The organism is Halorubellus sp. JP-L1 (assembly GCF_011440375.1).
Taxonomy (GTDB): domain Archaea; phylum Halobacteriota; class Halobacteria; order Halobacteriales; family Natrialbaceae; genus Halorubellus.
Genome location: NZ_JAAOIR010000001.1, coordinates 721,977 through 743,074 on the forward strand (window position 1 = coordinate 721,977; position 21,098 = coordinate 743,074).

Genomic DNA, 21,098 nt, shown 5'->3' on the forward strand with positions numbered 1-21,098 from the left:
ATCGCCTCACCTCGGCGGCGAAGCCGCCTCGGTACCGTTGCCCCCTTCGGGGTCAAGCGATGCGTGGGACCGGATTTGAACCGGCGGACCTCTACAGGACAGCGCCCTCAACGCTGCGCCGTTGGCCTAGCTTGGCTACCCACGCTCGCTGTGTCTTGTACGCACTCCCTCGTTTCCGGGGGACGAATAAAAGCCCTTTCTTTTCCGGGCGCGGTGGCGAGGATTCGCACGCCGTCGTCGGGCAGAGCGCGCACCGACGAACGCAGCCCCGTGACGGCGACTGGCGGGGGTACGCGAGTGGCGCGCAGGGGTCGCCCGAAGCGGGGGGTTGAAATGCCGTGGTGGGTAAGGAGTGGTATGGCGAAGTACTCGACGGGTGGTTCGTCGGGTGGCGGCGACGGCGACACGTGCGAGCTCTGTGGCGCGGCGAGCGAGAACCTCAGTTTGGCGAACGTCGCGGGCGCGAAACTGAACGTGTGTACGTCCTGTGCCCCCCACGACGACACCGAGACGAAGACCGACTCCAGCGGGAGTGACGGCGACAGCGAGACCGACCGGAAGCGGCGCGCGGTCCAGAACGCCGCGAAGGCCAACGACGTCTGGGACTCCGATTCCGGCCACTGGGAGGAGGAGGGAACGAACTACGACGACGACCCGCTCCCCTACCTCCGTCAGGACTACGGGAAGACGGTGACCGATGCGCGCCAGGAGCGCGGCCTCCAGCGCGAGGAACTCGCGGACGAACTCGGCGCGACGGAGGCAGACATCATCGCCGTCGAGCAGGGTCGCGCGACCCAGGCCGGCATCGGCGGCGGCCTCGTCGCGGCGATCGAGGACTTCCTCGACGTCGACATCTCCGAGAAGTAGCGACGTCGCCGTCGGACCGCCCAGGGGTAGCGAGGACGGTGCGGGTACGTCGCCGAAGTGCTTTTGCTGGTTCCGGGACTCGTCTCTGGACGATGACCGTACAGCGCGCGGCCGCGGAACCGTACACGACGAGTTTCGAGGCGACAGTCGAGCACGTCGACGACCGGGAGGTGCGGCTCGACGAGACGTTCTTCTACGCGGAGAGCGGCGGCCAGCCCGCCGACCGCGGGCGGCTGGGGGACCGTCGCGTCGTGGACGTGCAGGTCGAAGACGGCGACGTCGTGCACACGCTCGACGACGCGCCGTCGTTCCGCGAGGGCCAGTCGGTGCTGTGTCGCGTCGACTGGACGCGACGCATGTACTGCATGCGAGCGCACACCGCGAGTCACGTGCTCTACGGGGCGGCGCGACGGTGCATGGACGACCTCGGCTACGGCGGGTTCGACATCCGCGCGGCCGCGGACCGCGACCCGGCCTCGGATACGAGTTCAGAATCGGCGGTGGAGACGGGGTCGACGCCGACGGACGCGGATCGAGTACGGGTGGACTTCGTGACGTCGACGACCGTCGACGACGACGTGCTCGTCGACCTGGAGCGGTACGCGAACCGGGCGGTGTGGGAGTCCCGTGACGTCTCCTGGGAGACGCTGTCGACCGAGGAGGCGCGCGAGCGCGACGGGATCGTGTTCAACGAGAAGACCGAGGAGGGCGTGTTCGGCGCGGACGCGGCGGTGCGCGTGGTGACGGTCGGGGCCGCGGAGGCGGCGGCCGGCGAGCCAGTTGGCGAGGCGTGGGACGTCGCGGCTTGCGGGGGGACGCACGTCCGGAACACGCGCGAGGTCGGCCCGATCACGGTTCTGGACCGGTCGAATCCGGGCGAGGGGATGACGCGTGTCGAGTTCGCGGTCGGGCCGCGTGCGGTCGCGCGTCGCGCCGACGAGAAGAGGGCGTTGCTGTACGCGAGCCGGACGCTCGGCGTGGGCGTCGGGGACGTCCCGGACGCGGTCGCGCGAATCCAGTCGGAGGTCGAGGACTTGCGCGAGGAGGCGGCCGCCGCGCAGCGTCGCGCCGTCGACGCGCGCCTCGACCAGCTCCCGGTCGTGGAGCGGAACGGCGAGCGGTGGCTCGTCGGGACCGTCGAGGGCGTGGACGCGAACGACGTCGAGCCGGTGACCCGGGAGGCGGCGGGGTCGCGCGCGGCGGTCGTGGTGCTCGTCGGCGAGGCCGGGAGCACGTTCGTCGTCGCCGCGGCGGCCGAGGACGCGACGGTCGACGCGGGCGACGTGGTCGACCGCGCGACAGACGAGTTCGGCGGCGGCGGTGGCGGCAGTCCGACGTTCGCGCAGGGCGGCGGGTTGAGCGTCGACCCGGACGGCGTCGTCGACTGGTTCCGCGACCGCGCGTGACCGTCACCGCGTTCGACCGCGACGACGGCCCGGTGGAACCGGGCAATTTTTTCGGGGACCGCACGAAGCGACGGTATGGATTTCACGAGCGAGCAGGAGGCGGTGCGCGACGTCGTCCGCGAGTTCGCCGTCGAGGAGCTCCGGCCGGTGGCCCGCGAGTGCGACGCCGAGCAGTCGTTCCCCGAGGACGTCTGGGACGCGCTCGCGGAGATGGACCTCACGGGACTGACGGTGCCCGAGGAGTACGGCGGGTACGACGCGGACCCGGTGACGTACGCGATCGTGAACGAGGAGCTGGCGTACGGGATGCTGTCGGTCGCCACGGCACTCAGCGTGCACGGGCTGGCGACGTCGTGCATCGCGGAGTTCGGGAACGAGGACGTCCGCGAGGAGTGGCTGCCGGAGATGGCGACGGGGCGACCCGTCGGTGCGTTCGCGCTCAGCGAGCCGCAGGCGGGGTCGAACCCCGCGGAGATGTCGACGGTCGCGCGGAAGGAGGGCGACGAGTTCGTGATCGACGGGACGAAGCAGTGGATCACGAACGGGCGACGTAGCGACGTCGTCATCCTGTTCGCGAAGACGGACCGCGACGACCCGGCGAGCGTCACGCAGTTCCTCGTTCCGAAGGACGTCGACGGCCTGAGCGTGGGGAAGAAGGAGGACAAGCTCGGGTTGCGCGCGAGCGACACGACGAGCCTCGAGTTCGACGGTGCGCGCATCCCCGCCGAGTACCAGCTCACCGAGGAGGGCCGCGGGCTCTCGGCGGCGTTCTCGATCCTGACCGGTGGTCGCGTCGCGATCGGCGCGCAGTCGGTCGGGCTCGCGCAGTCCGCGCTCGACCTGGCACTGGAGTACAGCCAGGAGCGCGAGCAGTTCGACGAGCCGATCTCGGACATCCAGACGATCCGGCACAAGCTCGCTGACATGCAGACGAAGGTGCAGGCGGGTCGGCTCCTCACGTACGATGCGGCGCGGAAGAAGGCGAGCGGCGACCCACAGGCGACCGCGATGGCGGCGTCGCAGGCGAAGTACTTCGCGAGCGAGAGCGCGCTCGAGGTCGCGAACGAGGCCGTCCAGATCCACGGCGGGTACGGGTACACGACGGACTTCCCCGTCGAACGCCTCTACCGGGACGCGAAGATCCTCACGATCTACGAGGGGACGAGCGAGATCCAGAAGAAGATCATCGCCCGCCACCTGCTCGACTGACGGGTCAGTCGTGGGCGGGCTGGCGGTCGGACGGCGAGTCGGTCTCGCCGGCGTCCGAGTCCGTTGATTCGTCGACGCGTTCGGCGGGCACGCCGACGACGGTCGCGCCGGCGGGGACGTCGTCGGTGACGACGGCGCCGGCGCCGACGCGTGCGCCTTCGCCGACGGTGACGTCGCCGAGGATGGTCGCGCTCGCGCCGATGGTGACGTCGTCCTCGACGGTCGGATGTCGCTTCACGGGCTCGGGCGAGTTCCCGCCGAGCGTGACGCCGTGGTACATGTGGACGTCGTCGCCGATCTCAGCGGTTTCGCCGACGACGACGCCCATGCCGTGGTCGACGACGACGCGCTCGCCGATGGTCGCGGCGGGATGCACCTCGACGCCCGTGAGGAAGCGAACGACCTGCGAGAGGACTCGTGCCGACAGGTGAAAGCCCGCGGTCCAGACGGCGTGCGTGACGGCGTGCGCCCAGACCGCGTGCAGGCCCGGATAGCACAGGAGGACCTCGAGTCGGGACTTCGCCGCGGGGTCGGCGTCGTGGACCGCGGTCACGTCCTCGCGGACGCGAGCGACGACGTCGCGGAGGCGACCGAGGACGGTCACGGCGAATCACGCGACGACTGCATGTCACCGGACGGGGTCGCGCTCGCGGACGTCACACGGCCGCCGCACCGACGGCACCGAGTCGTCGAGCCTGACGGCTGTTCGACGTCGATGCGGTCGGCCTCGATGGCGGCCTCGAGCATACCGTGGCGTCGCCTGGCCACGGCCTAAAGCGAATCGGTTCCGGGCAAGAGCGACGAACGGACGGTATCGCCGGCAGGCGCTAGAATGGCTCCCAGTCGGTCGGGCCGCCCGGCAGACCGAGGACGCGATACTCTCGGTCGGTCGTGCCGGTGCGGGTCTCGACGAGGCCGTCGAACAGCTGTCGGATCGTGTTGACGGTCTGGTCGTCGTGGGCGTCCGCGTCGAGCGTCCCGAACCCGAGTCCGTCGGCGGCGCTGATGCGGCCGGTGAGGATGTGGAGGAACCTGAAGACGGTCTTGACGTCCGCGTACATCAGGAGCTGACTGATGGAGTCCAGGGCGACGCGCGTCTGATAATCTTGGTTCTGGAAGCGCTCGAGGAGCTTCGATGACGCCATCCCGATCCCGGTGAAGTCGCCGGGCGATGAGACGTACCGCGTGAGCGGGTTCTCGTCCTGTCCCATCCCGCGCTCCTGGGAGACGCAGTCGACGACGCCGAGCGTCGGGTCCGCGTCGTCTGCCACCCGGCTCCCGACGTCCTCGCGGAGCCGGCTGGCGCTGTGCTGAGTGGTGACGACGAGGCCGGCGTCTCCCTGTCGGTGGCCGTCCGCGAGGACGTCACAGAGCAGGTCATACTTGCCCGTCATCGGCGGCCCCATCACGAGGAGGTTCGTCCCGGGACGGGCCTCCGCGACCGGGAGCGAGTCCGCTACGGCGTACACGTCCCACCACCGAGTTCGCCGTCCACCACGCCCCGTTGCATTGCTCACCTGTAGCGCGTACGGCTGTATAAACCCACGGGGAGTCTTCCCACGCTGCTCGGAACGGATACCGCGTTCGAATCCACTGGGAACGGGTGAGTCGAGGGCGCTCGGATGCCATCATCTAAGTGCTGGCCGACGAAAGCCCGTGGCATGACACTGTTCGGGACGGCTGGCATCCGTGGCCCGGTGGCCACGTCGGTCACGCCGGAACTGGCGTTACGGGTCGGGCAGGCCGCGGGTGCGGACGGGTCGTCGTTCGTCGTCGGTCGGGACGGCCGCGAGACGGGGGCGGCGCTCGCCGCGGCCGTCGAGTCCGGGCTCGAGAGTGCGGGTGCCGACGTCGAGCGCGTCGGGGAGGTGCCGACGCCGGCGCTCGCGTTCGCGTCGCGAGGCCGCCGTGGCGTGATGGTGACGGCGAGTCACAATCCGCCAGCGGACAACGGCATCAAGTTGTTCGTGGACGGCGAGGAGTACGACGGCGAGGGCGAGGCGCGCGTGACCGACCGCGTCGAGTCCGGGCCGGCGCTCGCGGACTGGGACGCGTTCGGCGACGGCCGAGACGGGTCCGTGCTGGGGCCGTACCGTGACGCTGTCGCGGGGTTCGTTCGGGAGTCCGTCGCCGACGGTGCCGAGGAGCCGCTTGCGGGCGTGACGGTCGCGGTTGACTGCGGGAACGGGATGGCGAGCGTCGCGACGCCGCAGGTCCTCGGGGCGCTCGGTGCGGACGTCCGGGCGACGAACGCGAACGTCGACGGACACTTCCCGGCGCGGCCGTCGAAGCCGACGCCGGAGACGCTCGCGGAGTTCTCGCGGTTCGTGGCGGCGTCGGAGGTCGACCTGGCGCTGGCCCACGACGGGGACGCGGACCGGATCGTCGTGTTGACGCCAGGGGGCGACGTCGTCCACGAGGACACGGTGCTGGCGGTGCTCGCCGAGCACTACGTGTCGGAGAGCGTCGCCCCGGACCCGGTGGTGGTGACGACGCCGAACGCGTCGGGTCGCATCGACGAGCGCGTCGCGGCGGCGGGCGGGCGCACCGAGCGCGTTCGACTCGGTGCGCTCCACGAGGGCATCGCCCGGGAGCGTGCGGCCGGCGACGACGGCACGGCGGTGGCGTTCGCGGCGGAACCGTGGAAGCACGTCCACACGGCCTTCGGCGGGTGGATCGATGGCGTCGCGAGCGCGGGCGTGCTGTCGGCGCTCGTCGCTCGCGAGGGCGGTCTCGCGGCGTTGCGCGCACCGGTGACGGAGCGCCCGTACCGGAAGGTGAGCGTGTCGTGTCCGGACGACGCGAAGGCACCGGCGATGGCGACCCTCGAGGAGCGGCTCCCGGAGGCGTTCCCGGAGGGTGTCGTGGACACGGACTACGGCGTCCGCGTCGACCGCCCGGACGGATCGTGGGTGCTCGTCCGCCCGAGCGGGACGGAGCCGTACGTCCGCCTCTACGCCGAGGCCGACGACGTGGACGCGCTCGTCGAGCGTGCCCGAGACGTCGTCGAGGCAGCCGTCGAACACGCGACGTAGTCGAGGCAGCGGTCGAACACGCAACGTAGTCGAGGCAGCGGTCGAACACGCGACGTAGTCGAGGCAGCAGTCCAACGAGTGCCACACCAGATACTTTTCTCACAAGCACGCATCTGGTTTTTATATTTTAATCCAGTATAAATATACAGTTAGGAGTCGCAACCATCGGCGGCCGTTCCGACGGGTTTAATTCGGCATCATGCATGAATTGGAGGTAATGCCTTCGAACAGGCGGCGTTTCTTGGCGGGCGCGGGGAGCATCGGTGCAGCAACAATGGCGGGGTGTCTGTCGACGCTCGGCGGCGGTGGCGGGAGCGGGACGAACGTGGCGGTCGTGTACGCCCTCGGTGGCCTCGGCGACAAGGCGTTCAACGACATGGCGAAGCAGGGCGTCGACCAGGCACAGGAGGAGTACGAGATGAACTACCAGGGCGCCGAGCCCTCGGGGAACAGCGACTTCCCGACGCTCCAGCGGCGGTTCGCGGAGTCCTCGAGTCCCGACTACGACCTCGTGTCCTGCATCGGGTTCGCGCAAGCGGAAGCGTTGACGGAGAACGCCGACCAGTACGGCGACCAGCAGTTCATGATCGTCGACGCGGTCGTCGAGCAGGACAACGTCGCGAGCTACGTGTTCAAGGAGCACCTCGGGTCGTTCCAGGTCGGGCATCTCGCGGGCTTGCTCACGCAGCGTGACTTCTCGACGGGTGGCGGCGACGCGACGGAGGCGTCGACGAACACGGACGCGGCGACGGTCGGCTTCGTCGGCGGGATGGAGAACTCCCTCATCAAGAAGTTCGAGGCGGGCTTCATCGCCGGCGCGAAGCACGCTGGCGACGTGGACGTTCGCTCGGCGTACGCCGGCTCGTGGAGCGACCCCGCGCAGGGCAAGGAGATCGCGCTCTCGATGTACGAGGACGGTGCGGACATCGTCTACCACGCCGCCGGTGGGACCGGGACCGGCGTGTTCGGTGCGGCCCAGGAGCAGGGTCGGTACGCGATCGGCGTCGACTCCGACCAGTCCAAGAGCGCTGAGGAGTACCAGGACGTCATCCTCGCGAGCATGGTCAAGCACGTCGACACGGCCGTGTACACGAGCGTCGAGAACGTCGTGAACGACGAGCACGCGGGCGGCGAAGTGAGCGCGCTCGGTCTCGAAGCGGGTGGCGTCGAGGCGGTGCTCGGGCAGACGCTCGAGTCGGAGATCCCCTCCGACGTGAAGAGCGCGCTCGAGGACTCGAAGTCCGGCATCGTGAACGGCGACATCTCGGTGCCGACGAACCCGGACGACGCCTGAACGCCAGGGCAACCAACCTCTCACTTTCATGACCGAATCCACGACGACGGGCAGGCAGGGAAGCGCCCATACGGGAGTCCCCGGAGGTGACTGCGAGTGAGCGACGGCGCTCTCGCCGTGCACCTCGACGGCATCACGAAGCGCTTCCCAGGGGTGGTGGCGAACGACGACGTCGACCTCCGGGTCGAGGAAGGGTCGGTGCACGCCCTGCTCGGGGAGAACGGCGCGGGGAAGACGACGCTCATGAACGTCCTCTACGGCCTCTACCAGCCGACGGAGGGCGTCGTGCGGTTGGACGGCGAGGCGATGGCCTTCGACTCGCCGCGGGACGCCATCGACGCGGGCGTCGGCATGATCCACCAGCACTTCATGCTCGTTGACCCGATGACGGTGACGGAGAACGTCGTCCTCGGGAACGAACCCCGGAAGTGGGGTGGCCTCGCGGTCGACCGCGACGCCGCCAGGCGAGCGGTCGTCGACCTCGCGGAGACGTACGGGTTCGACGTGAACCCGGACGCATCGGTCGAGGACGTAAGCGTCGGCGAACAGCAGCGCGTGGAGATCCTGAAGGCGCTGTACCGTGGCGCAGACGTGCTCATCCTCGACGAGCCGACGGCGGTCCTGACGCCACAGGAGGTCGAGGAGCTGTTCGCGGTGTTCGAGGAGCTGACCGCACAAGGGAAGACGATAATCTTCATCTCGCACAAGCTCGACGAGGCGATGAACGCGGCCGACGAGATAACCGTCCTCCGGGACGGCGTGAACGTCGGGACGGTCGACGCGGACGCGACCAGTCGCGAGGAGCTCGCGGAGCTCATGGTCGGTCGCGAGGTCCTCCTCTCGACGGACAAGGATCCCGTCGAGCGCGGCGACCCCGCGCTGTCGATCTCGGATCTGCGCGTGGAGGACGACCGCAGCATTCCGGCGGTCCACGACGTGACGTTCGACGTCCACGAGGGCGAGGTGTTCGGTATCGCTGGCGTGGACGGGAACGGGCAGAGCGAGCTCGTCGAGACCGTCACCGGCCTACGGGACGTCGTCTCTGGGACGGTGCGGTTCGACGGCGAGGACGTCACGGACGCGTCCCGGCGGGAACGCATCGCGAGAGGGATGGCGTTCGTCCCCGAGGACCGCCAGGAGCGCGGGCTCGTGATGGACTACGACCTCGTGGAGAACGGCCTGCTCGGGAAGCAACACGACCCGGAGTTCGCGCCGAGCGGTCGCATCGACTGGGAGGGCACGTACGGGCACGTCGCGGACGTCATCGAGGAGTACGACGTCCGCCCACCGGACCCGAGTGCGAGCGCGAAGAGCCTCTCGGGCGGGAACCAGCAGAAGTTCATCGTCGGCCGCGAGTTCAGTCAGGACCCCGACGTCGTCGTCGCGTCCCACCCAACGCGCGGCGTCGACATCGGGAGCGTCGAGTTCATCCACGAACGGATCCTCGACCTGCGAGCGCGCGGGAAAGCCGTCCTCCTGGTCTCCTCGAAGCTCGACGAAGTCCAGTCGCTCTCGGACCGCCTCGCGGTCATGCACGACGGCGAGTTCGTGGACGTCGTCGACCCGGCGTCGACGACCGAGGAGGAACTCGGGCTCCTGATGGGTGGCGAGCGCGTCGAGAGCGTCGACCCGCCCCAGCCCGGGGGTGACGTCGCGTGACCGACGCAAACGACGACGAGACGACGCCGGACGAGACGGACGTCGACGGCGAGACGACGCAGGACGAGACGGACGTTGGTTCGGGCGAGATCCCGTCGTGGTCGGAGTCCGCGGCGTCGAAGATCGTGACGGCGAGCGCGAAGGAACGCATCTACATCAGCGTCGCGGCGTTCGTCGCGTCCGTTCTGGTCGGGAGCGTCCTCGTCTACCTCTCCGGGTTGGTCGTCGACTGCGCCGGCGGCAGGTTCCTCGGATCCTGCTACAATCCGTTCCTCGTGTACTACTATCTGTTCGTCGACCCGTTCGTCGGCGGGTTCAACGTCGCGCTCGTGATGAAGGAGACCGTCCTCCTGATCTTCACGGGCCTGTCGGTCGCGGTCGCGTTCCGCGCCGGCCTGTTCAACATCGGCTCGCAGGGACAGCTCGTCCTCGGCGGGCTCGCGTCCGCGCTCGCGGTCATCTTCGCCGCCCCGTTCGCGCCGACCGGGCCGGTCGGGACGCTCGTACTCGTCCCGCTCGCGCTGGTCGTCGGCGCCGTCTTCGGCGGCCTCTACGCCGCCATCCCCGGTGCGCTGAAGGCGTACGCGGAGGCGAACGAAGTCATCACGACCATCATGCTGAACTTCGTCGCGACGAACCTCGCGTTCTTCCTGATCTCGACGTACTACCAGGACCCCGAGAGCGGGAGCGTACAGACCGTCGCGATTCCGGAAGCCGCTCGCCTGACACCCGTCCTGCCGTTCTTCGAGGGCGCGCAGTTCTCCGTCGTCGCACTCGTGCTTGGACTCGCGCTCGTCGGCGGGACGTACTACGTCCTCGCGAACACCGCGTTCGGGTACGACCTCAGGACGAGCGGCGTGCAGGCCACGGCCGCGGACTACGCCGGCGTCGACGCCAAGCGCCTCGTGGTCTCCAGCATGACGCTCTCGGGCGCACTCGCGGGGCTCGGCGGTGCAGTGTACGTCCTCATGGTGATGTCGCGGTACCGGACCGGCATCCCAGCGCTCGGCTTCGACGGCATCACGGTCTCGATCCTCGCGGGCAACAACCCACTGGGCGTCCTCCCCGCCGCACTCCTGTTCGGCGTGATGAAGGCCGGGAGTCTCTCCATCGACTTCAGTCTCGGCGTCCCGAAACAGCTCGTCGGCGTGCTCCGCGGACTCGTCATCCTCTTCGTCGCGATGCCCGAGTTCTTCAGGATGCTCGCCCGCTACACGTCGTTCGGACCCGACGCGGATCGTCCGGTCGCGACCGACGGAGGTGAGGACGATGCGTAACCGGACCGCGTACGTCGCCGGTGGCGCTATCGGCGCGCTCGTCGTGCTCGCCGGCCTCGTGTTCACGTTCCTCGTCCCCGTCCCGTGGGTGGTCGCGCTCGCCGCACAGTTCGACACCAGCCTGTTCTCGGCCGCACTCAGACTCTCGGTCCCGATCGCGTTCGCCGCACTCGGCGGGATCTTCGCCGAGAAGTCCGGCGTCATCAACATCGGCCTCGAGGGGCTCCTGATCGCGTCCGCGTTCACGTCGATCGCGGTCGCGTGGGGGCTCGCGGGGTCCGTCGGACCGACGACCGCCGCCTGGGCGGGGTTCATCGCCGCGATCCTCGCGAGCACCTTGCTGGCCGGACTGTTCGCGGTCGTCACCATCCGGTACGAGGCCGACCAGATCATCGCGGGGCTCGCGGTCTGGCTGGTCGCACTCGGTCTCGCGCCGTTCGCGAGCCAGATCGTCTGGAACTCCGTGAACAGTCCCGCGGTGCCGACCCTGAACAACTGGGTCGTGCCCGGTCTCGTCGAGGTTCCCGTGCTCGGCCCGGCGGTGTTCGACTCGAACCCGACGGTGTACCTGATGCTGCTCGCCGTTCCCGCGTCGTGGTTCGTCCTGAATCGAACGGCGTTCGGTCGCTGGGTCCGCGCGAGCGGCGAGAACCCGAAGGCGCTCGACACGGCGGGCGTGAACGTCAGTCGCATCCGGTACGCGAGCGTCCTGCTGTCGGGCGTGTTCTCGGGCGTCGGCGGCGCCGGACTCGCACTCGGTCAGGTCGGCCAGTTCATCGGGAGCGGCCAGACGATGGTCTCCGGCCGCGGCTGGATCGGCATCACCGCGTACCTCATGGGGAACTACAACCCCATCGGCGCGTTCCTGTCGTCGTTCCTGTTCGCGGGCCTGAACGCGCTCCAGTTCCGCGTCCAGCAGATCTCGGAACTGAACATCTCCCCGTCGCTCGTCCAGATGGTGCCGTTCGTCGCCGTGATCGTCGTGCTCGCGCTCGTCGGGAAGACCAGACTCCCCGACGCCGCCGGCGACCACTACGAGTCCGGCGACGACTGACCGCCGTCACGGTAGTCCTCGGCCACACCGATCTCGCGGTCGAACCGGGTGGTTACTTGCTGCTGGCGGAGGTTCTCCGACGCATGGACGACGACGCACTCCTCGACGCCGCCAGGGACGTACAGACGGAAGCCTACGTCCCGTACTCGGAGTACCAGGTCGGAGCCGCCATCGAGACCGCCGACGGCGAGGTGTACGTCGGGTGTAATCTCGAGAACGCGAACTACTCGAACAGCCTGCACGCCGAGGAGGTCGCGATCGCGGAAGCACTCAAGGACGGCCATCGGTCGTTCGCGAAGCTCGCGGTGTCCTCGGGCGAACGCGACGCCGTCACGCCGTGCGGGATGTGCCGGCAGACGCTCGCGGAGTTCTGCGACGAGGAGTTCCGCGTGCTCTGCGACGCCGGTGCGGACGGCGTCCGCGAGCACGCGCTCGGCGACTTGCTCCCGGAGACGATCACGCGCGAGACCCTCGGGAAGTAGGACCGCGACGCGACAGTTGGCACCGCCAGGGTGCGACGCCGTCGCAGTAGCCTTTTGAACGCGCCACGGCTACGTGCGTGGTATGACCGACGACAGCGAAGACCCGAACGCGGACGTCCAGTACCACGTCGAGGTCGGCCCCGACGACGTGAGCGACGCGGTGCTCCTCCCGGGGAATCCCGAGCGCGTCGACAAGATCGTCGACCTCTGGGACGACCACGAGGAACGGGCCTATCACCGCGAGTACCGAACCGCGACCGGTCGGTACGAGGGCGCGGACATCTCGGTGACGTCGACGGGCATCGGATCCCCGAGCGCCGCGATCGCGGTCGAGGAACTCGCGCGCGTCGGCGTGGAGACGTACGTCCGCGTCGGGTCCTGCGGTGCGATCCAGCCGGAGATGGAGGTCGGCGACCTCGTCATCACCACCGGCGCGGTCCGGCAGGAGGGCACGAGCGACGAGTACGTCCGCGAGGACTACCCGGCGGTCGCGGACCACGAGGTCGTGTCGGCGCTCGTGGCCGCCGCCGAACGCCTCGGCTACGACTACCACACCGGGTTGACGATGAGCGCGGACTCGTTCTACGCCGGCCAGGGCCGCCCGGGCTTCGAGGGGTTCGAGGCCGCCGGCTCGACCGAACTCGTCGAGGCGCTCCAGGACGCGAACGTGAAGAACATCGAGATGGAGGCCGCCGCCATCCTGACGCTCGCGAACGTCTACGACCTGCGCGCCGGCGCCATCTGCTCGGTGTACGCGAACCGCGTCACGGGCGAGTTCCGGACCGAAGGCGAGTCCAGGGCGGCGGAGACGGCGAGTCTCGCGGTGAAGCTCCTCCGGAAGATGGACGCCGCGAAGGCCGAGGCGGGCGTCGACCACTGGCATCCCGGCCTGGACCTGGACTGACCCCGGCCGTGGGCGCTGGCCGTCGAACGGTTCGGATCTCCGTTGATCGATCCGTGGCGCATCGAGAGTTGGCGAACAGGCGGCGAGCGGCTGTCGCTGGGAGGGGTCGCCGCGCACCCGCCTCGGCCCTCCCAGCCTCGGTCGTCAGGACACGCGGGCTTTGGCCGCGGCTTCGCACTTGAACCGTCGGAATAAGAAGGGACGCGTCGCGTCGTGTCGCGGGCGAGCTAGAGCATGCTCCACGCGCTGAGTGCGCGCTGGTAGCTGGAGACGTCCGCGATCCAGCGGGCGGCGATCGCCTTCTTCAGGTTCTTCGCGGGGAACCCGCCGAACGTCGTCACGGGCGCGCTGATCCCGAACGCCTGCACGTCGTGCGCGACGGCCTTGTCGCCGACGCTGATGACGGTACCCTTGTCCTCGTGCACCCACGTCTTCGGGCGGCGGCCCTCGATCGCGCGGACGACGTTCTCGGCGGCGACGTCGGCGGCCTGCCAGGCGGCCTGCGCCGTCGGCGGTGCGGGGTCCTCGCCGGGCTGCTCGATGAGCGCGGAGTCGCCGATCGCGAACACGCGGTCGTCCGTCGTCTGGAAGTCCTGCCCGGTCTGCAGGCGGTTGTGTTCCTTGTCGACGTCGGTCTCGTCGAGGGCGTCGCGGCCCGTGATGCCGCCCGTCCAGAGCAGGACGTCGTAGTCCATCTCGGCGTCGTCGCCGATGTAGACGGTGTCCTCGTCGACTTCGCCGATGAACTCGCCCGTGAGGATGTTGATGTCGAGGTTCTCGAGGCGCTTCCGGAGCGCGCCCTGGACCTCGGGGTCGTTCCCGGGGAAGATCGAGTCCAGGCCTTCGACGAGGTGGACGTCGAGCGGCGCGCGCTTCTCGTTGCGGTACTCGGCGATCTCCGCGGCCGTCTGGATGCCCGAGAGGCCGGCGCCGCCGACGACGACGTCCGCCGGGTCACTTCGCGTCGCGTCGGTCGCCGCGTCGCTGACGGCGTCGTGGATCGCCATCGCGTCGTCGGCGGACTTCAGCGTGAGCGAGTGCTCCTCGAGGCCTTCGATGCCGAAGAACGCCGTCTGGCTGCCGAGTGCGACGAGACAGTAGTCGTAGTCGACGGTGTCGCCGTTCGCGAGTTCGACTTCGCGGGCGTCCTCGTCGAGGTTCGTGACCTCGCCCTGGACGAACTCCGTGCTCGGGTCCGCGATCTCGCGGACGGGAATCTTGATGTGTTCGGCGACCGAGGGGTCGCGGACGATGCGATGCGATTCGTGGAGAACGAGATGGTAGTCGACGTCCGCGATCCACGTGATCGAGACGTTGGGGCCCGCGCGGTTCTGGAGTTCCGAGACCGCACCAGCGCCAGCGTAGCCGGCGCCGAGTACGGTGACGTTCGTAGCCATATCGGCACGTCGGTAACCCTCGGGTACAAAGGTGTTGAAACGCGCGTCGTCGTGCGATTGCTTGTCACCCCGCCGACCGAGTCTGCAGGCGACCGGTCGACGCGAGCCGAATCGATCGTCGCCGGGCTAGTGCTCGGGTTCCTCCGCGGGAGCGACCATGCTGTCGATGCGGAGGATGATGATGTTGTTCGTGTCGTCCTTCCCGTCGACGGTCCCCTCGATGCGGAGCTTCGACAGCGGCGTCGGCCCGACCGTCACCGCGTCGCCCTCGTGGATGTCCCGCACCGACCCCTGGATGTGGATCTCCGCCCGGCAGAGCTCGGGGTGGTGGACCGACGACAGGTCGATCTCGTCGACGATGACGTCCTCGATCGGCTCGCCCTCGTGCGTGATGGGGACCGCGGCGGGTTCGTCCATCTGCTGGATCTCCAGGGCCTCGTAGGCCGCGGCCGTCGGCTTGTATCCGCCCTTCGGGCCGGGGACGCCCTCGACGAGTTGGAGGGCTTTCAAACTCTGCATCTGGTTCCGGATGGTGCCGGCGTTCCGGTCGACCTGCTGGGCGATGTCCTCGCCCTTGATGGCGTCCTCCTTCTCGCGATGGAGGTTGATGAGCGCCTGCAGGATGTTCTTCTGGCTCGGGGTGAGCTCGATCGACGACATGCAGGCAGGTAGGTCACGTCCGGCCTTAAAACCGTGGGGACGGCGCGGCCATGGGGCGATTTTTTCAGGCGCGCCCGGACGACGATCGCTTTGGTCGACGACAAGCGACACCGATTAGTCGGTCGCCGGTGGTCTCGGTCACATGGAAGGCAAACGCGTCCTCGTCACCGGCGGCGGGGGTTTCATCGGCTCGAACCTCGCGAACTACCTCGCCGCGGACAACGACGTAGTTGCGCTCGACGACGGTTACCTCGGGACGCCCGAGAACCTCGACGAGGCCGTCGAGTACGTCGAAGCGAGCGTGCTCGACGACGACCTGCCCGTCGAGGACGTCGACGTCCTGTTCCACCTCGCGGCGCTGTCGTCGCTGAAGATGCACGAGGACTCCCGCGAGAACCTCCTGCGGGGCCTTCGCGTGAACGTCGAGGGGTTCGCGAACGCGGTCGAGCAGTGCCGGCAGGCGGGCTGTGACACCGTCGTGTACGCGTCGACGTCGTCGATCTACGGGTCGCGCCACGAGCCGTCCCCGGAGTCGATGCCGGTCGAGGCGAACACGGGCTACGAGGCGTCGAAGCTCGCCCGCGAGCGGTACGCGGAGTACTTCGCGAACTACCACGGGATGGCGTGTGCGGGCATGCGGTTCTTCTCGGTCTACCAGGGCTACCGGGGTGCGGAGGCGCACAAGGGCGAGTTCGCGAACATCGTCGCGCAGTTCGCGGACGACGTCGCGAACGGCGAGTCGCCGGTCGTCTACGGCGACGGCACGCACTCGCGGGACCTCACGCACGTCAGCGACGTCGTCCGCGGCTGCGAGGCGGCCGCCGACCACCAGTTGACGGGCATCTACAACCTCGGCACGGGCGAGCAGTACACCGCGAACGAGATCGTCGACACCCTGAACGACGTGCTCGGGACGGACGTCCAGCCGGAGCACGTCGAGAACCCGATCGACGAGGACGTGTTCGTGCATCACACGATGGCGGACTACTCGAAGATGCAGGCGGCGACGGACTGGGAGCCGCAGGTGTCGTTCCGCGAAGGGATGGAGCTCGTCTGCGAGCCGTACCTCGAGAACTGACTGCGGGCACGCGAAGACCACGGGCCGGTGGTGGCGGCGGGGGCGACTACTCGCCGTCGTCGTCCGGTCCGCTGGCGGCTTCGAACCGCCGACGGTCGGCGAACTGTCGGCGGCCCGCGAGCGCGGTGCCGGCACGGACGACGCCGAGGACGAGCAGTACCTTCGCGCCGAAGACGACGACGCCGGCCCAGACGATCGCGACGACGTCGGGGTCGGCGAGCGCGACGTTCCAGTAGACGAACGCGAGCACGACCGCGATCGAGAGGGTCTTGACGACGACCTCGAAGGCAGAGAGTTGCCTGAGGTCCCAGAGCGTGTTGTCGTAGTGAACGCGACCGAGGTAGACGGCGGCGAGTACCCAGACGACGAAGCGAAGGGGGGCGTACTCCCAGCCGCGGTACTCGCGAAACGTCGGCATCGAGCGGATAGAGGATGGCTGTCGGATTAAGCGCTGTGACGAGATGGCTAGTCGGAGCGCTCGTCCGCGATGTCGCCGAACCGGTAGCCGCCGACGACGTCGCTCTGCTTCTCGTCGGGGTCGATGGCCCGGGTTGCTGCACGGCGGTCGAGGGGGTCGGCGGCGTCCACGTAGTCGACGCCGGTCTCGACGACGACGTAGAGCGCGAACACGGCGCCGTACATGAGGGCGACGCCGGTCCAGAGCACTGCCGCGACGCGCGGCGGGACGATTGCGACGTTCCAGTAGACGAACGCGAGCACGAGACCGATGCACGTCGTGCGGACGAGGACGCGGCCGACCGTGAGTTGCTTGAGGTCCCAGAGGGTGTTGTCGTACTGGACCCGACCGAGGTAGACGACCGCGAGCACCCACACCGCGAACCGTAGCGGCGCGTACCGCCAGCCCTCGTACTGTCTGCTCATCGGTATGCGACGACGTACCGGGACCGACCACTAAAGTAACTCGTTCGGTCAAACGACCGCTTTCGTCTCCCGGATTCGCAACCGGGCGTTTGATACGGGGACCGCGAGTACGCTGGCGCATGAGCGAGGAAGCGCGCATCATCGGGGCGCCGTCGGACTACGGCGCGAATCGACGAGGCGTCGACATGGGGCCGTCCGCGATACGGTACGCGGGCCTCCAGGAGCAACTCGAGGCGGCGGGCGTCGCGTGCGTTGACGTCGGTGACGTGACGGCGCCGCCGGCGGAGACCCAGGACGCGGACAAGCGCGTGCCCGAGCAGGGGCGGGCGAAGTTCGTCGAGGAGGTCGAGGCGGTCAGCCACCAGGTCGCCGACGAGGTGGCCGCGGCCATCGGAGACGGGGCGACCCCGCTGGTCATCGGTGGCGATCACTCGGTCGCGATCGGGTCGCTCCGCGGTGCGGCCGCGGACGCGGACGTCGGGACGGTGTGGTTCGACGCGCACGCGGACATGAACACGCCGTCGACGTCGCCGAGCGGGAACGTGCACGGGATGCCGCTGGCTGCCGCACTCGGGAACGACGAGTTCGAGGGCGTCGAGTGGGCGACCGCGCCGCGACTCGACCCGGAGAACGTCGTCTGGGTCGGGCTGCGGAGCGTCGACGACCGGGAGGCCGAGGCCGTCCGCGAGAGCGCCGGGACGGCGTTCACGATGAGCGACATCGACGAGCACGGCATCGACGAGGTCGTCGACCGAGCGATGTCGATCGCGAGCGACGGCGTGGACGGCGTGCACGTCAGTCTCGACCTCGACTGGCTCGACCCGAACGAGGCGCCGGGCGTCGGGACGCCCGTCCGCGGCGGCGTCACGTACCGCGAGGCCCACCACGCGCTGGAACTGGTCGCCGAGCACGACGGCGAGCACGACTCGCTGCGGTCGATGGAGGTCGTCGAGGTGAACCCGATCCTCGACGAGCACAACGAGACCGCCGAGCTGGCGACGGAACTCGCCGCGAGCGCGCTCGGCAAGCGCATCCTCGGCCGCAGGTAGGCCGACCCCGTTTCTCGAGACGTCTCCCGAACCGCCCCGATCGCGAGAGCGGCCCCGATTCGTCTCCGATATCGTGCCCCTAGGTCTATGACGAGGGATGCCGTCACTCGACGGCATGCTCGGAGTAGTCCTGCAGTTCGGTGGCGTGGAACTCCTCCCGCTCGCGTTCCTGGGGGTCTTCCTCCTCGTCGGGCTGTCGATGGTTGGGTACGGGTTGCTGAGTCTCCGGACGTACGCGACGATGAAGGCGACGACGCCGACGGACGTTCACAGCGTCGACGCCGGTGCTGTCGAGGTCGAGGGCGAAGCCAAGGACGGCGACCGGACGCTCGAGGCACCGTTCTCGGGCGAGGATTGTCTCGCGTACGAGTTCGAGGTCGAGGAGTACCAGCACGACGACGACGGCTCGAACTGGCACACGCGAGCGACCGGGACGGAGTCGGTCCCGTTCCGGGTCGCCGACGATACCGGCGCCGTCGGCGTCGACCCCGCCGAGTCGAGTCTCTCCCTCGAGCGGGACTACCGCGTGGTCGTGGGGCACGACGAGGAGCTCCCCGAGCGGGTGCGGGCGTTCGTCGACGGTCGCGACGACCTCGACCACGAGACGGGGTCGTTCGACCTCGGGCCGCTCTCGCTCGCGACGGGCGACAAACAACGGTTCACGGAACGCCGTCTGGATCCGGGGATGGAGACGTTCGTCACGGGCGTCGCGGAGACCGCGACCGCCGTGGCCGGTGCGACGCCGTCGATCGCTGACGGCGGCGACGGTGGCGTCCTGGGCGGCGTGCTCGGACGGCCGTTCGTCGTCGCGGACGCGGGCGAGGGCGAGGCACAGTGGCGGTACCTCAAGCGAGGGATCGGCGCGGTCGCGTTCGGCGCGGTGTTCGCGGCCGTCCCCGCGTTCGTCGTGTACTCGATGGTCGGTGCGTGAGCGACGGGACGGGGAGCGTCGGCGTCGACCCGACGGGCGCGGACCTCGTCCTCGAGGACACCTACGAGGCGGACTCGTCCTCGGCGGGCTGTTCTCGTGGATTCCACTCGTCCTGTTCTACAGCACGCTCGCGTGACTCCTCGCCCCTGGAGGGGTCGTTCGCGCGGCGGCGGTCACCCGAACCCCTCGAACTGCGTGCGCTCGGCGGGGACGCCGACGGCGCGCGTCGCGTCGACGAGCTGGTCGACCATCGCTGTGATCCCGCACGCGTACACGTCGACGTTGCCCGGGTCGATGCGTGCGTCGACGTCGAACGCCGGATCGGCGCTCGCGTACGCCGCCAGTCTCGCCGGGAGCGCGCTCGCGTCCACGGCGTCGTCGTCGACGTACTTCAAGAGCACGCGCTGGACGTACTCGGTCTCGCCGCGCCAGTCGGTGAGGCGGCGTTCGCGCGTGAGCGTCGGCACGAAGTGGAAGCCGTCCCGCTCGCGGTCGTAGTCGCGGAACGCCTCGCGGTACGCGAGGTCGTCCTCGTACGCGGCGCCGAGGAACAGCCAGACGTCGCGCTCGTGGCCGTCGACGACGTGCCGGTCGGTCGCGTACACGTAGTCGATCATGCTCGCAAAGGGCGCGACGCCGGTCCCGGTCGCGAGGAAGACGAGGTCGCGCGTCGAGGGCGCCCCGAGTACCATCTCGCCGTTCGGCCCGCGGATCGTCACCTCGTCGCCGACGTCGAGGTACTGGAAGATGTCGGTCGTGAGACGACCGCCGGGGACGCGACGGATGCAGAACTCGAGTTCGTCCGCGGTCGGCGAGCTCGCGATCGAGTACGGCCGCGGGTGGCCGTCGAACGTCACGGTCGCGTACTGACCGGGCGCGAACGAGAGGTCGACGTCGTCGTCCAGTCGAACGCGCACCCGGAGGAGCGACGGGTACGGTCGCTGGAAGCGCACGGCGAGGTCCGCGAGGGCGTCCACGTCGTCGTCCGGGAACCCGGCGTCGGTCGCGCGACCGACGAGGTCGTCCCAGTCGACGCGCTCGCTCCGCAGGCCCTCGTCCGCTCCCCGCCCCGGGTCGCGATACCAGTCGCTCGCGTCGTTCCGGTCGAGGATGCGCCCGACGGCGTTCTCGATATCCGCCGTGCGGTTGCGGTCCATCGCTTCGACCGCCGTCACCACCGCCGACTCCGTCACCAGCGGCAACTCCTCGGCCGCCTCGTGGTGCCCGAGGTGCTCTGGGACGTCCATGCGCGGGGATACTCGGGCAGGGGAGAAAAGACACCGGGGCGACGAGCGACCGCGACGTCGCGACGGGCGACGGGACGGTCGTCCCCGGACGAATCCGTCGGTCGGAGTCTCGACCGAAACGGACGTTCGATGCCGCGCGCGGGACACCCCACGACGGCGCCGGCCGAGAGCCCGTAGCGTTTTCCGTCGCGCGGAGAACGTGCCAGTCATGTCAGACTGCGTGTTTTGCGGCATCGTCGCCGGGGAATCGCCCGCGTACCGGCTGTACGAGGACGAGCAGACGCTCGCGTTCCTCGATATCGAACCCGCGGCTCGCGGGCACACGCTCGTCGTTCCAAAGCCCCACTACGAGACGCTAACCGACGCGCCGAGGCCCCTCGCGGGAGCGGTATTTCAAACCGTGCATCGCGTTTCAGGTGCGCTCGAATCCGTCTACCAGCTCGACGGTTTCAACGTCGTTCAGTCGAACGGCGTCGCTGCAGGACAGGACGTCTTTCACGCTCACGTCCACGTGATTCCGCGATACGAAGACGATACGCTGTCTCTGGGGTGGAACGCCGAGCCCGCCGACGAGACGACCCAACGGGAGGTCGCTGCAACGGTTCGAGACGAGCTAGCGGGTCGCTCCTGACCGAAACGCATCCCTGGGTGCCAACGAGTCGGACGC

At 69.1% G+C, this 21,098-nt stretch carries 21 protein-coding genes and 1 tRNA gene; 14 read left to right on the plus strand and 8 right to left on the minus strand.

Translation table 11 applies throughout. The annotated features are described in order from the left end of the window. Window positions 1–60: 60 nt before the first annotated feature. Window positions 61–145, minus strand: a tRNA-Leu gene (locus tag G9C85_RS03695). A 212-nt stretch (window positions 146–357) separates the two neighbouring features. Here G9C85_RS03695 and G9C85_RS03700 point away from each other — a divergent pair. From G9C85_RS03700 to G9C85_RS03710, 3 genes are all read left to right on the plus strand, one after another. Next, window positions 358–867 (plus strand): multiprotein-bridging factor 1 family protein, encoded by a 510-nt coding sequence (locus tag G9C85_RS03700; RefSeq protein ID WP_166037027.1) that lies wholly within the window; start codon window positions 358–360, stop codon window positions 865–867. A 92-nt stretch (window positions 868–959) separates the two neighbouring features. Beyond that, the gene (locus G9C85_RS03705; protein ID WP_166037029.1) at window positions 960–2,273 is read left to right on the plus strand and encodes a DHHA1 domain-containing protein; all 1,314 of its coding nucleotides are present in this window, start codon (window positions 960–962) and stop codon (window positions 2,271–2,273) included. Window positions 2,274–2,348: 75 nt separating this feature from the next. Next, window positions 2,349–3,482: an acyl-CoA dehydrogenase family protein gene (locus G9C85_RS03710; protein WP_166037031.1), complete on the plus strand. Its 1,134-nt coding sequence runs from the start codon at window positions 2,349–2,351 to the stop codon at window positions 3,480–3,482. A 4-nt stretch (window positions 3,483–3,486) separates the two neighbouring features. On the opposite strand, the gene cysE is transcribed toward G9C85_RS03710, so the two are convergent. Both cysE and G9C85_RS03720 read right to left on the minus strand, forming a co-directional pair. After that, window positions 3,487–4,086 (minus strand): serine O-acetyltransferase, encoded by a 600-nt coding sequence (gene cysE / locus G9C85_RS03715; protein ID WP_166037033.1) that lies wholly within the window; start codon window positions 4,084–4,086, stop codon window positions 3,487–3,489. Between the two features lie 223 nt (window positions 4,087–4,309). Then, window positions 4,310–4,951, minus strand: coding sequence for a recombinase RecA (locus tag G9C85_RS03720; protein WP_205254301.1), 642 nt, complete (start codon window positions 4,949–4,951; stop codon window positions 4,310–4,312). A 192-nt stretch (window positions 4,952–5,143) separates the two neighbouring features. On the opposite strand from G9C85_RS03720, the gene G9C85_RS03725 reads away from it, so the two are divergent. The 7 genes from G9C85_RS03725 to G9C85_RS03755 all read left to right on the plus strand — a co-directional run bounded on the left by G9C85_RS03725 (window position 5,144) and on the right by G9C85_RS03755 (window position 13,187). Further along, window positions 5,144–6,517: a phosphomannomutase gene (locus G9C85_RS03725; RefSeq protein WP_166037035.1), complete on the plus strand. Its 1,374-nt coding sequence runs from the start codon at window positions 5,144–5,146 to the stop codon at window positions 6,515–6,517. Window positions 6,518–6,791: 274 nt separating this feature from the next. Continuing rightward, on the plus strand, window positions 6,792–7,811 hold the full coding sequence (locus tag G9C85_RS03730) for a BMP family protein (protein WP_240148775.1): 1,020 nt from the start codon (window positions 6,792–6,794) through the stop codon (window positions 7,809–7,811). Between the two features lie 96 nt (window positions 7,812–7,907). After that, window positions 7,908–9,470: an ABC transporter ATP-binding protein gene (locus tag G9C85_RS03735; RefSeq protein ID WP_166037039.1), complete on the plus strand. Its 1,563-nt coding sequence runs from the start codon at window positions 7,908–7,910 to the stop codon at window positions 9,468–9,470. 89 nt (window positions 9,471–9,559) lie between these two features. Further along, window positions 9,560–10,747 (plus strand): ABC transporter permease, encoded by a 1,188-nt coding sequence (locus G9C85_RS03740; protein WP_166038936.1) that lies wholly within the window; start codon window positions 9,560–9,562, stop codon window positions 10,745–10,747. Continuing rightward, window positions 10,740–11,801: an ABC transporter permease gene (locus G9C85_RS03745; RefSeq protein WP_166037041.1), complete on the plus strand. Its 1,062-nt coding sequence runs from the start codon at window positions 10,740–10,742 to the stop codon at window positions 11,799–11,801. The genes G9C85_RS03740 and G9C85_RS03745 overlap by 8 nt, the downstream gene beginning before the upstream one ends. Before the next feature lie 83 nt (window positions 11,802–11,884). Next, entirely contained in the window at window positions 11,885–12,283 is a 399-nt protein-coding gene (cdd, locus tag G9C85_RS03750) for a cytidine deaminase (protein ID WP_166037043.1), read from the plus strand. An 82-nt stretch (window positions 12,284–12,365) separates the two neighbouring features. Further along, the gene (locus G9C85_RS03755) at window positions 12,366–13,187 is read left to right on the plus strand and encodes a nucleoside phosphorylase (protein ID WP_166037045.1); all 822 of its coding nucleotides are present in this window, start codon (window positions 12,366–12,368) and stop codon (window positions 13,185–13,187) included. Between the two features lie 227 nt (window positions 13,188–13,414). Here G9C85_RS03755 and G9C85_RS03760 read toward each other — a convergent pair whose 3' ends face one another. After that, window positions 13,415–14,584 carry an NAD(P)/FAD-dependent oxidoreductase gene (locus tag G9C85_RS03760; RefSeq protein ID WP_166037047.1) on the minus strand — a complete coding sequence of 390 codons (1,170 nt, stop codon included), beginning with the start codon at window positions 14,582–14,584 and terminating at the stop codon, window positions 13,415–13,417. A 126-nt stretch (window positions 14,585–14,710) separates the two neighbouring features. Next, the gene (locus tag G9C85_RS03765; RefSeq protein WP_166037050.1) at window positions 14,711–15,244 is read right to left on the minus strand and encodes an Rrf2 family transcriptional regulator; all 534 of its coding nucleotides are present in this window, start codon (window positions 15,242–15,244) and stop codon (window positions 14,711–14,713) included. Window positions 15,245–15,386: 142 nt separating this feature from the next. Between G9C85_RS03765 and G9C85_RS03770 the strand changes: the two genes are divergently transcribed. Then, a complete protein-coding gene (locus G9C85_RS03770; RefSeq protein WP_166037052.1) occupies window positions 15,387–16,322 on the plus strand; it encodes an NAD(P)-dependent oxidoreductase in 936 nt (311 codons plus the stop codon). 46 nt (window positions 16,323–16,368) lie between these two features. Here G9C85_RS03770 and G9C85_RS03775 read toward each other — a convergent pair whose 3' ends face one another. Both G9C85_RS03775 and G9C85_RS03780 read right to left on the minus strand, forming a co-directional pair. Continuing rightward, on the minus strand, window positions 16,369–16,740 hold the full coding sequence (locus G9C85_RS03775; protein ID WP_166037054.1) for a hypothetical protein: 372 nt from the start codon (window positions 16,738–16,740) through the stop codon (window positions 16,369–16,371). Between the two features lie 47 nt (window positions 16,741–16,787). Then, a complete protein-coding gene (locus G9C85_RS03780) occupies window positions 16,788–17,204 on the minus strand; it encodes a hypothetical protein (RefSeq protein WP_166037057.1) in 417 nt (138 codons plus the stop codon). Window positions 17,205–17,323: 119 nt separating this feature from the next. Between G9C85_RS03780 and rocF the strand changes: the two genes are divergently transcribed. Together rocF and G9C85_RS03790 are read left to right on the plus strand one after the other, a co-directional pair. Beyond that, complete coding sequence (gene rocF, locus G9C85_RS03785; RefSeq protein ID WP_166037059.1) at window positions 17,324–18,253, plus strand: arginase; 930 nt, start codon at window positions 17,324–17,326, stop codon at window positions 18,251–18,253. Between the two features lie 115 nt (window positions 18,254–18,368). Continuing rightward, the gene (locus G9C85_RS03790) at window positions 18,369–19,184 is read left to right on the plus strand and encodes a GIDE domain-containing protein (protein ID WP_166037061.1); all 816 of its coding nucleotides are present in this window, start codon (window positions 18,369–18,371) and stop codon (window positions 19,182–19,184) included. 173 nt (window positions 19,185–19,357) lie between these two features. On the opposite strand, the gene G9C85_RS03795 is transcribed toward G9C85_RS03790, so the two are convergent. Continuing rightward, entirely contained in the window at window positions 19,358–20,431 is a 1,074-nt protein-coding gene (locus G9C85_RS03795; RefSeq protein ID WP_166037063.1) for a ferredoxin--NADP reductase, read from the minus strand. A 208-nt stretch (window positions 20,432–20,639) separates the two neighbouring features. Between G9C85_RS03795 and G9C85_RS03800 the strand changes: the two genes are divergently transcribed. Continuing rightward, window positions 20,640–21,062 (plus strand): HIT family protein, encoded by a 423-nt coding sequence (locus tag G9C85_RS03800; RefSeq protein WP_166037065.1) that lies wholly within the window; start codon window positions 20,640–20,642, stop codon window positions 21,060–21,062. The last annotated feature ends 36 nt before the right edge of the window (window positions 21,063–21,098 follow it).

Coding starts and splice junctions, on each gene's coding strand:
- G9C85_RS03700 (WP_166037027.1), top strand. CDS start 358: ATGGCGAAGTACTCGACGGGTGGTTCGTCGGGTGGCGGCGACGGCGAC.
- G9C85_RS03705 (WP_166037029.1), top strand. CDS start 960: ATGACCGTACAGCGCGCGGCCGCGGAACCGTACACGACGAGTTTCGAG.
- G9C85_RS03710 (WP_166037031.1), top strand. CDS start 2,349: ATGGATTTCACGAGCGAGCAGGAGGCGGTGCGCGACGTCGTCCGCGAG.
- G9C85_RS03725 (WP_166037035.1), top strand. CDS start 5,144: ATGACACTGTTCGGGACGGCTGGCATCCGTGGCCCGGTGGCCACGTCG.
- G9C85_RS03730 (WP_240148775.1), top strand. CDS start 6,792: ATGGCGGGGTGTCTGTCGACGCTCGGCGGCGGTGGCGGGAGCGGGACG.
- G9C85_RS03745 (WP_166037041.1), top strand. CDS start 10,740: ATGCGTAACCGGACCGCGTACGTCGCCGGTGGCGCTATCGGCGCGCTC.
- cdd (WP_166037043.1), top strand. CDS start 11,885: ATGGACGACGACGCACTCCTCGACGCCGCCAGGGACGTACAGACGGAA.
- G9C85_RS03755 (WP_166037045.1), top strand. CDS start 12,366: ATGACCGACGACAGCGAAGACCCGAACGCGGACGTCCAGTACCACGTC.
- G9C85_RS03760 (WP_166037047.1), bottom strand. CDS start 14,584: ATGGCTACGAACGTCACCGTACTCGGCGCCGGCTACGCTGGCGCTGGT.
- G9C85_RS03765 (WP_166037050.1), bottom strand. CDS start 15,244: ATGTCGTCGATCGAGCTCACCCCGAGCCAGAAGAACATCCTGCAGGCG.
- G9C85_RS03770 (WP_166037052.1), top strand. CDS start 15,387: ATGGAAGGCAAACGCGTCCTCGTCACCGGCGGCGGGGGTTTCATCGGC.
- G9C85_RS03775 (WP_166037054.1), bottom strand. CDS start 16,740: ATGCCGACGTTTCGCGAGTACCGCGGCTGGGAGTACGCCCCCCTTCGC.
- G9C85_RS03780 (WP_166037057.1), bottom strand. CDS start 17,204: ATGAGCAGACAGTACGAGGGCTGGCGGTACGCGCCGCTACGGTTCGCG.
- rocF (WP_166037059.1), top strand. CDS start 17,324: ATGAGCGAGGAAGCGCGCATCATCGGGGCGCCGTCGGACTACGGCGCG.
- G9C85_RS03790 (WP_166037061.1), top strand. CDS start 18,369: ATGCTCGGAGTAGTCCTGCAGTTCGGTGGCGTGGAACTCCTCCCGCTC.
- G9C85_RS03795 (WP_166037063.1), bottom strand. CDS start 20,431: ATGGACGTCCCAGAGCACCTCGGGCACCACGAGGCGGCCGAGGAGTTG.
- G9C85_RS03800 (WP_166037065.1), top strand. CDS start 20,640: ATGTCAGACTGCGTGTTTTGCGGCATCGTCGCCGGGGAATCGCCCGCG.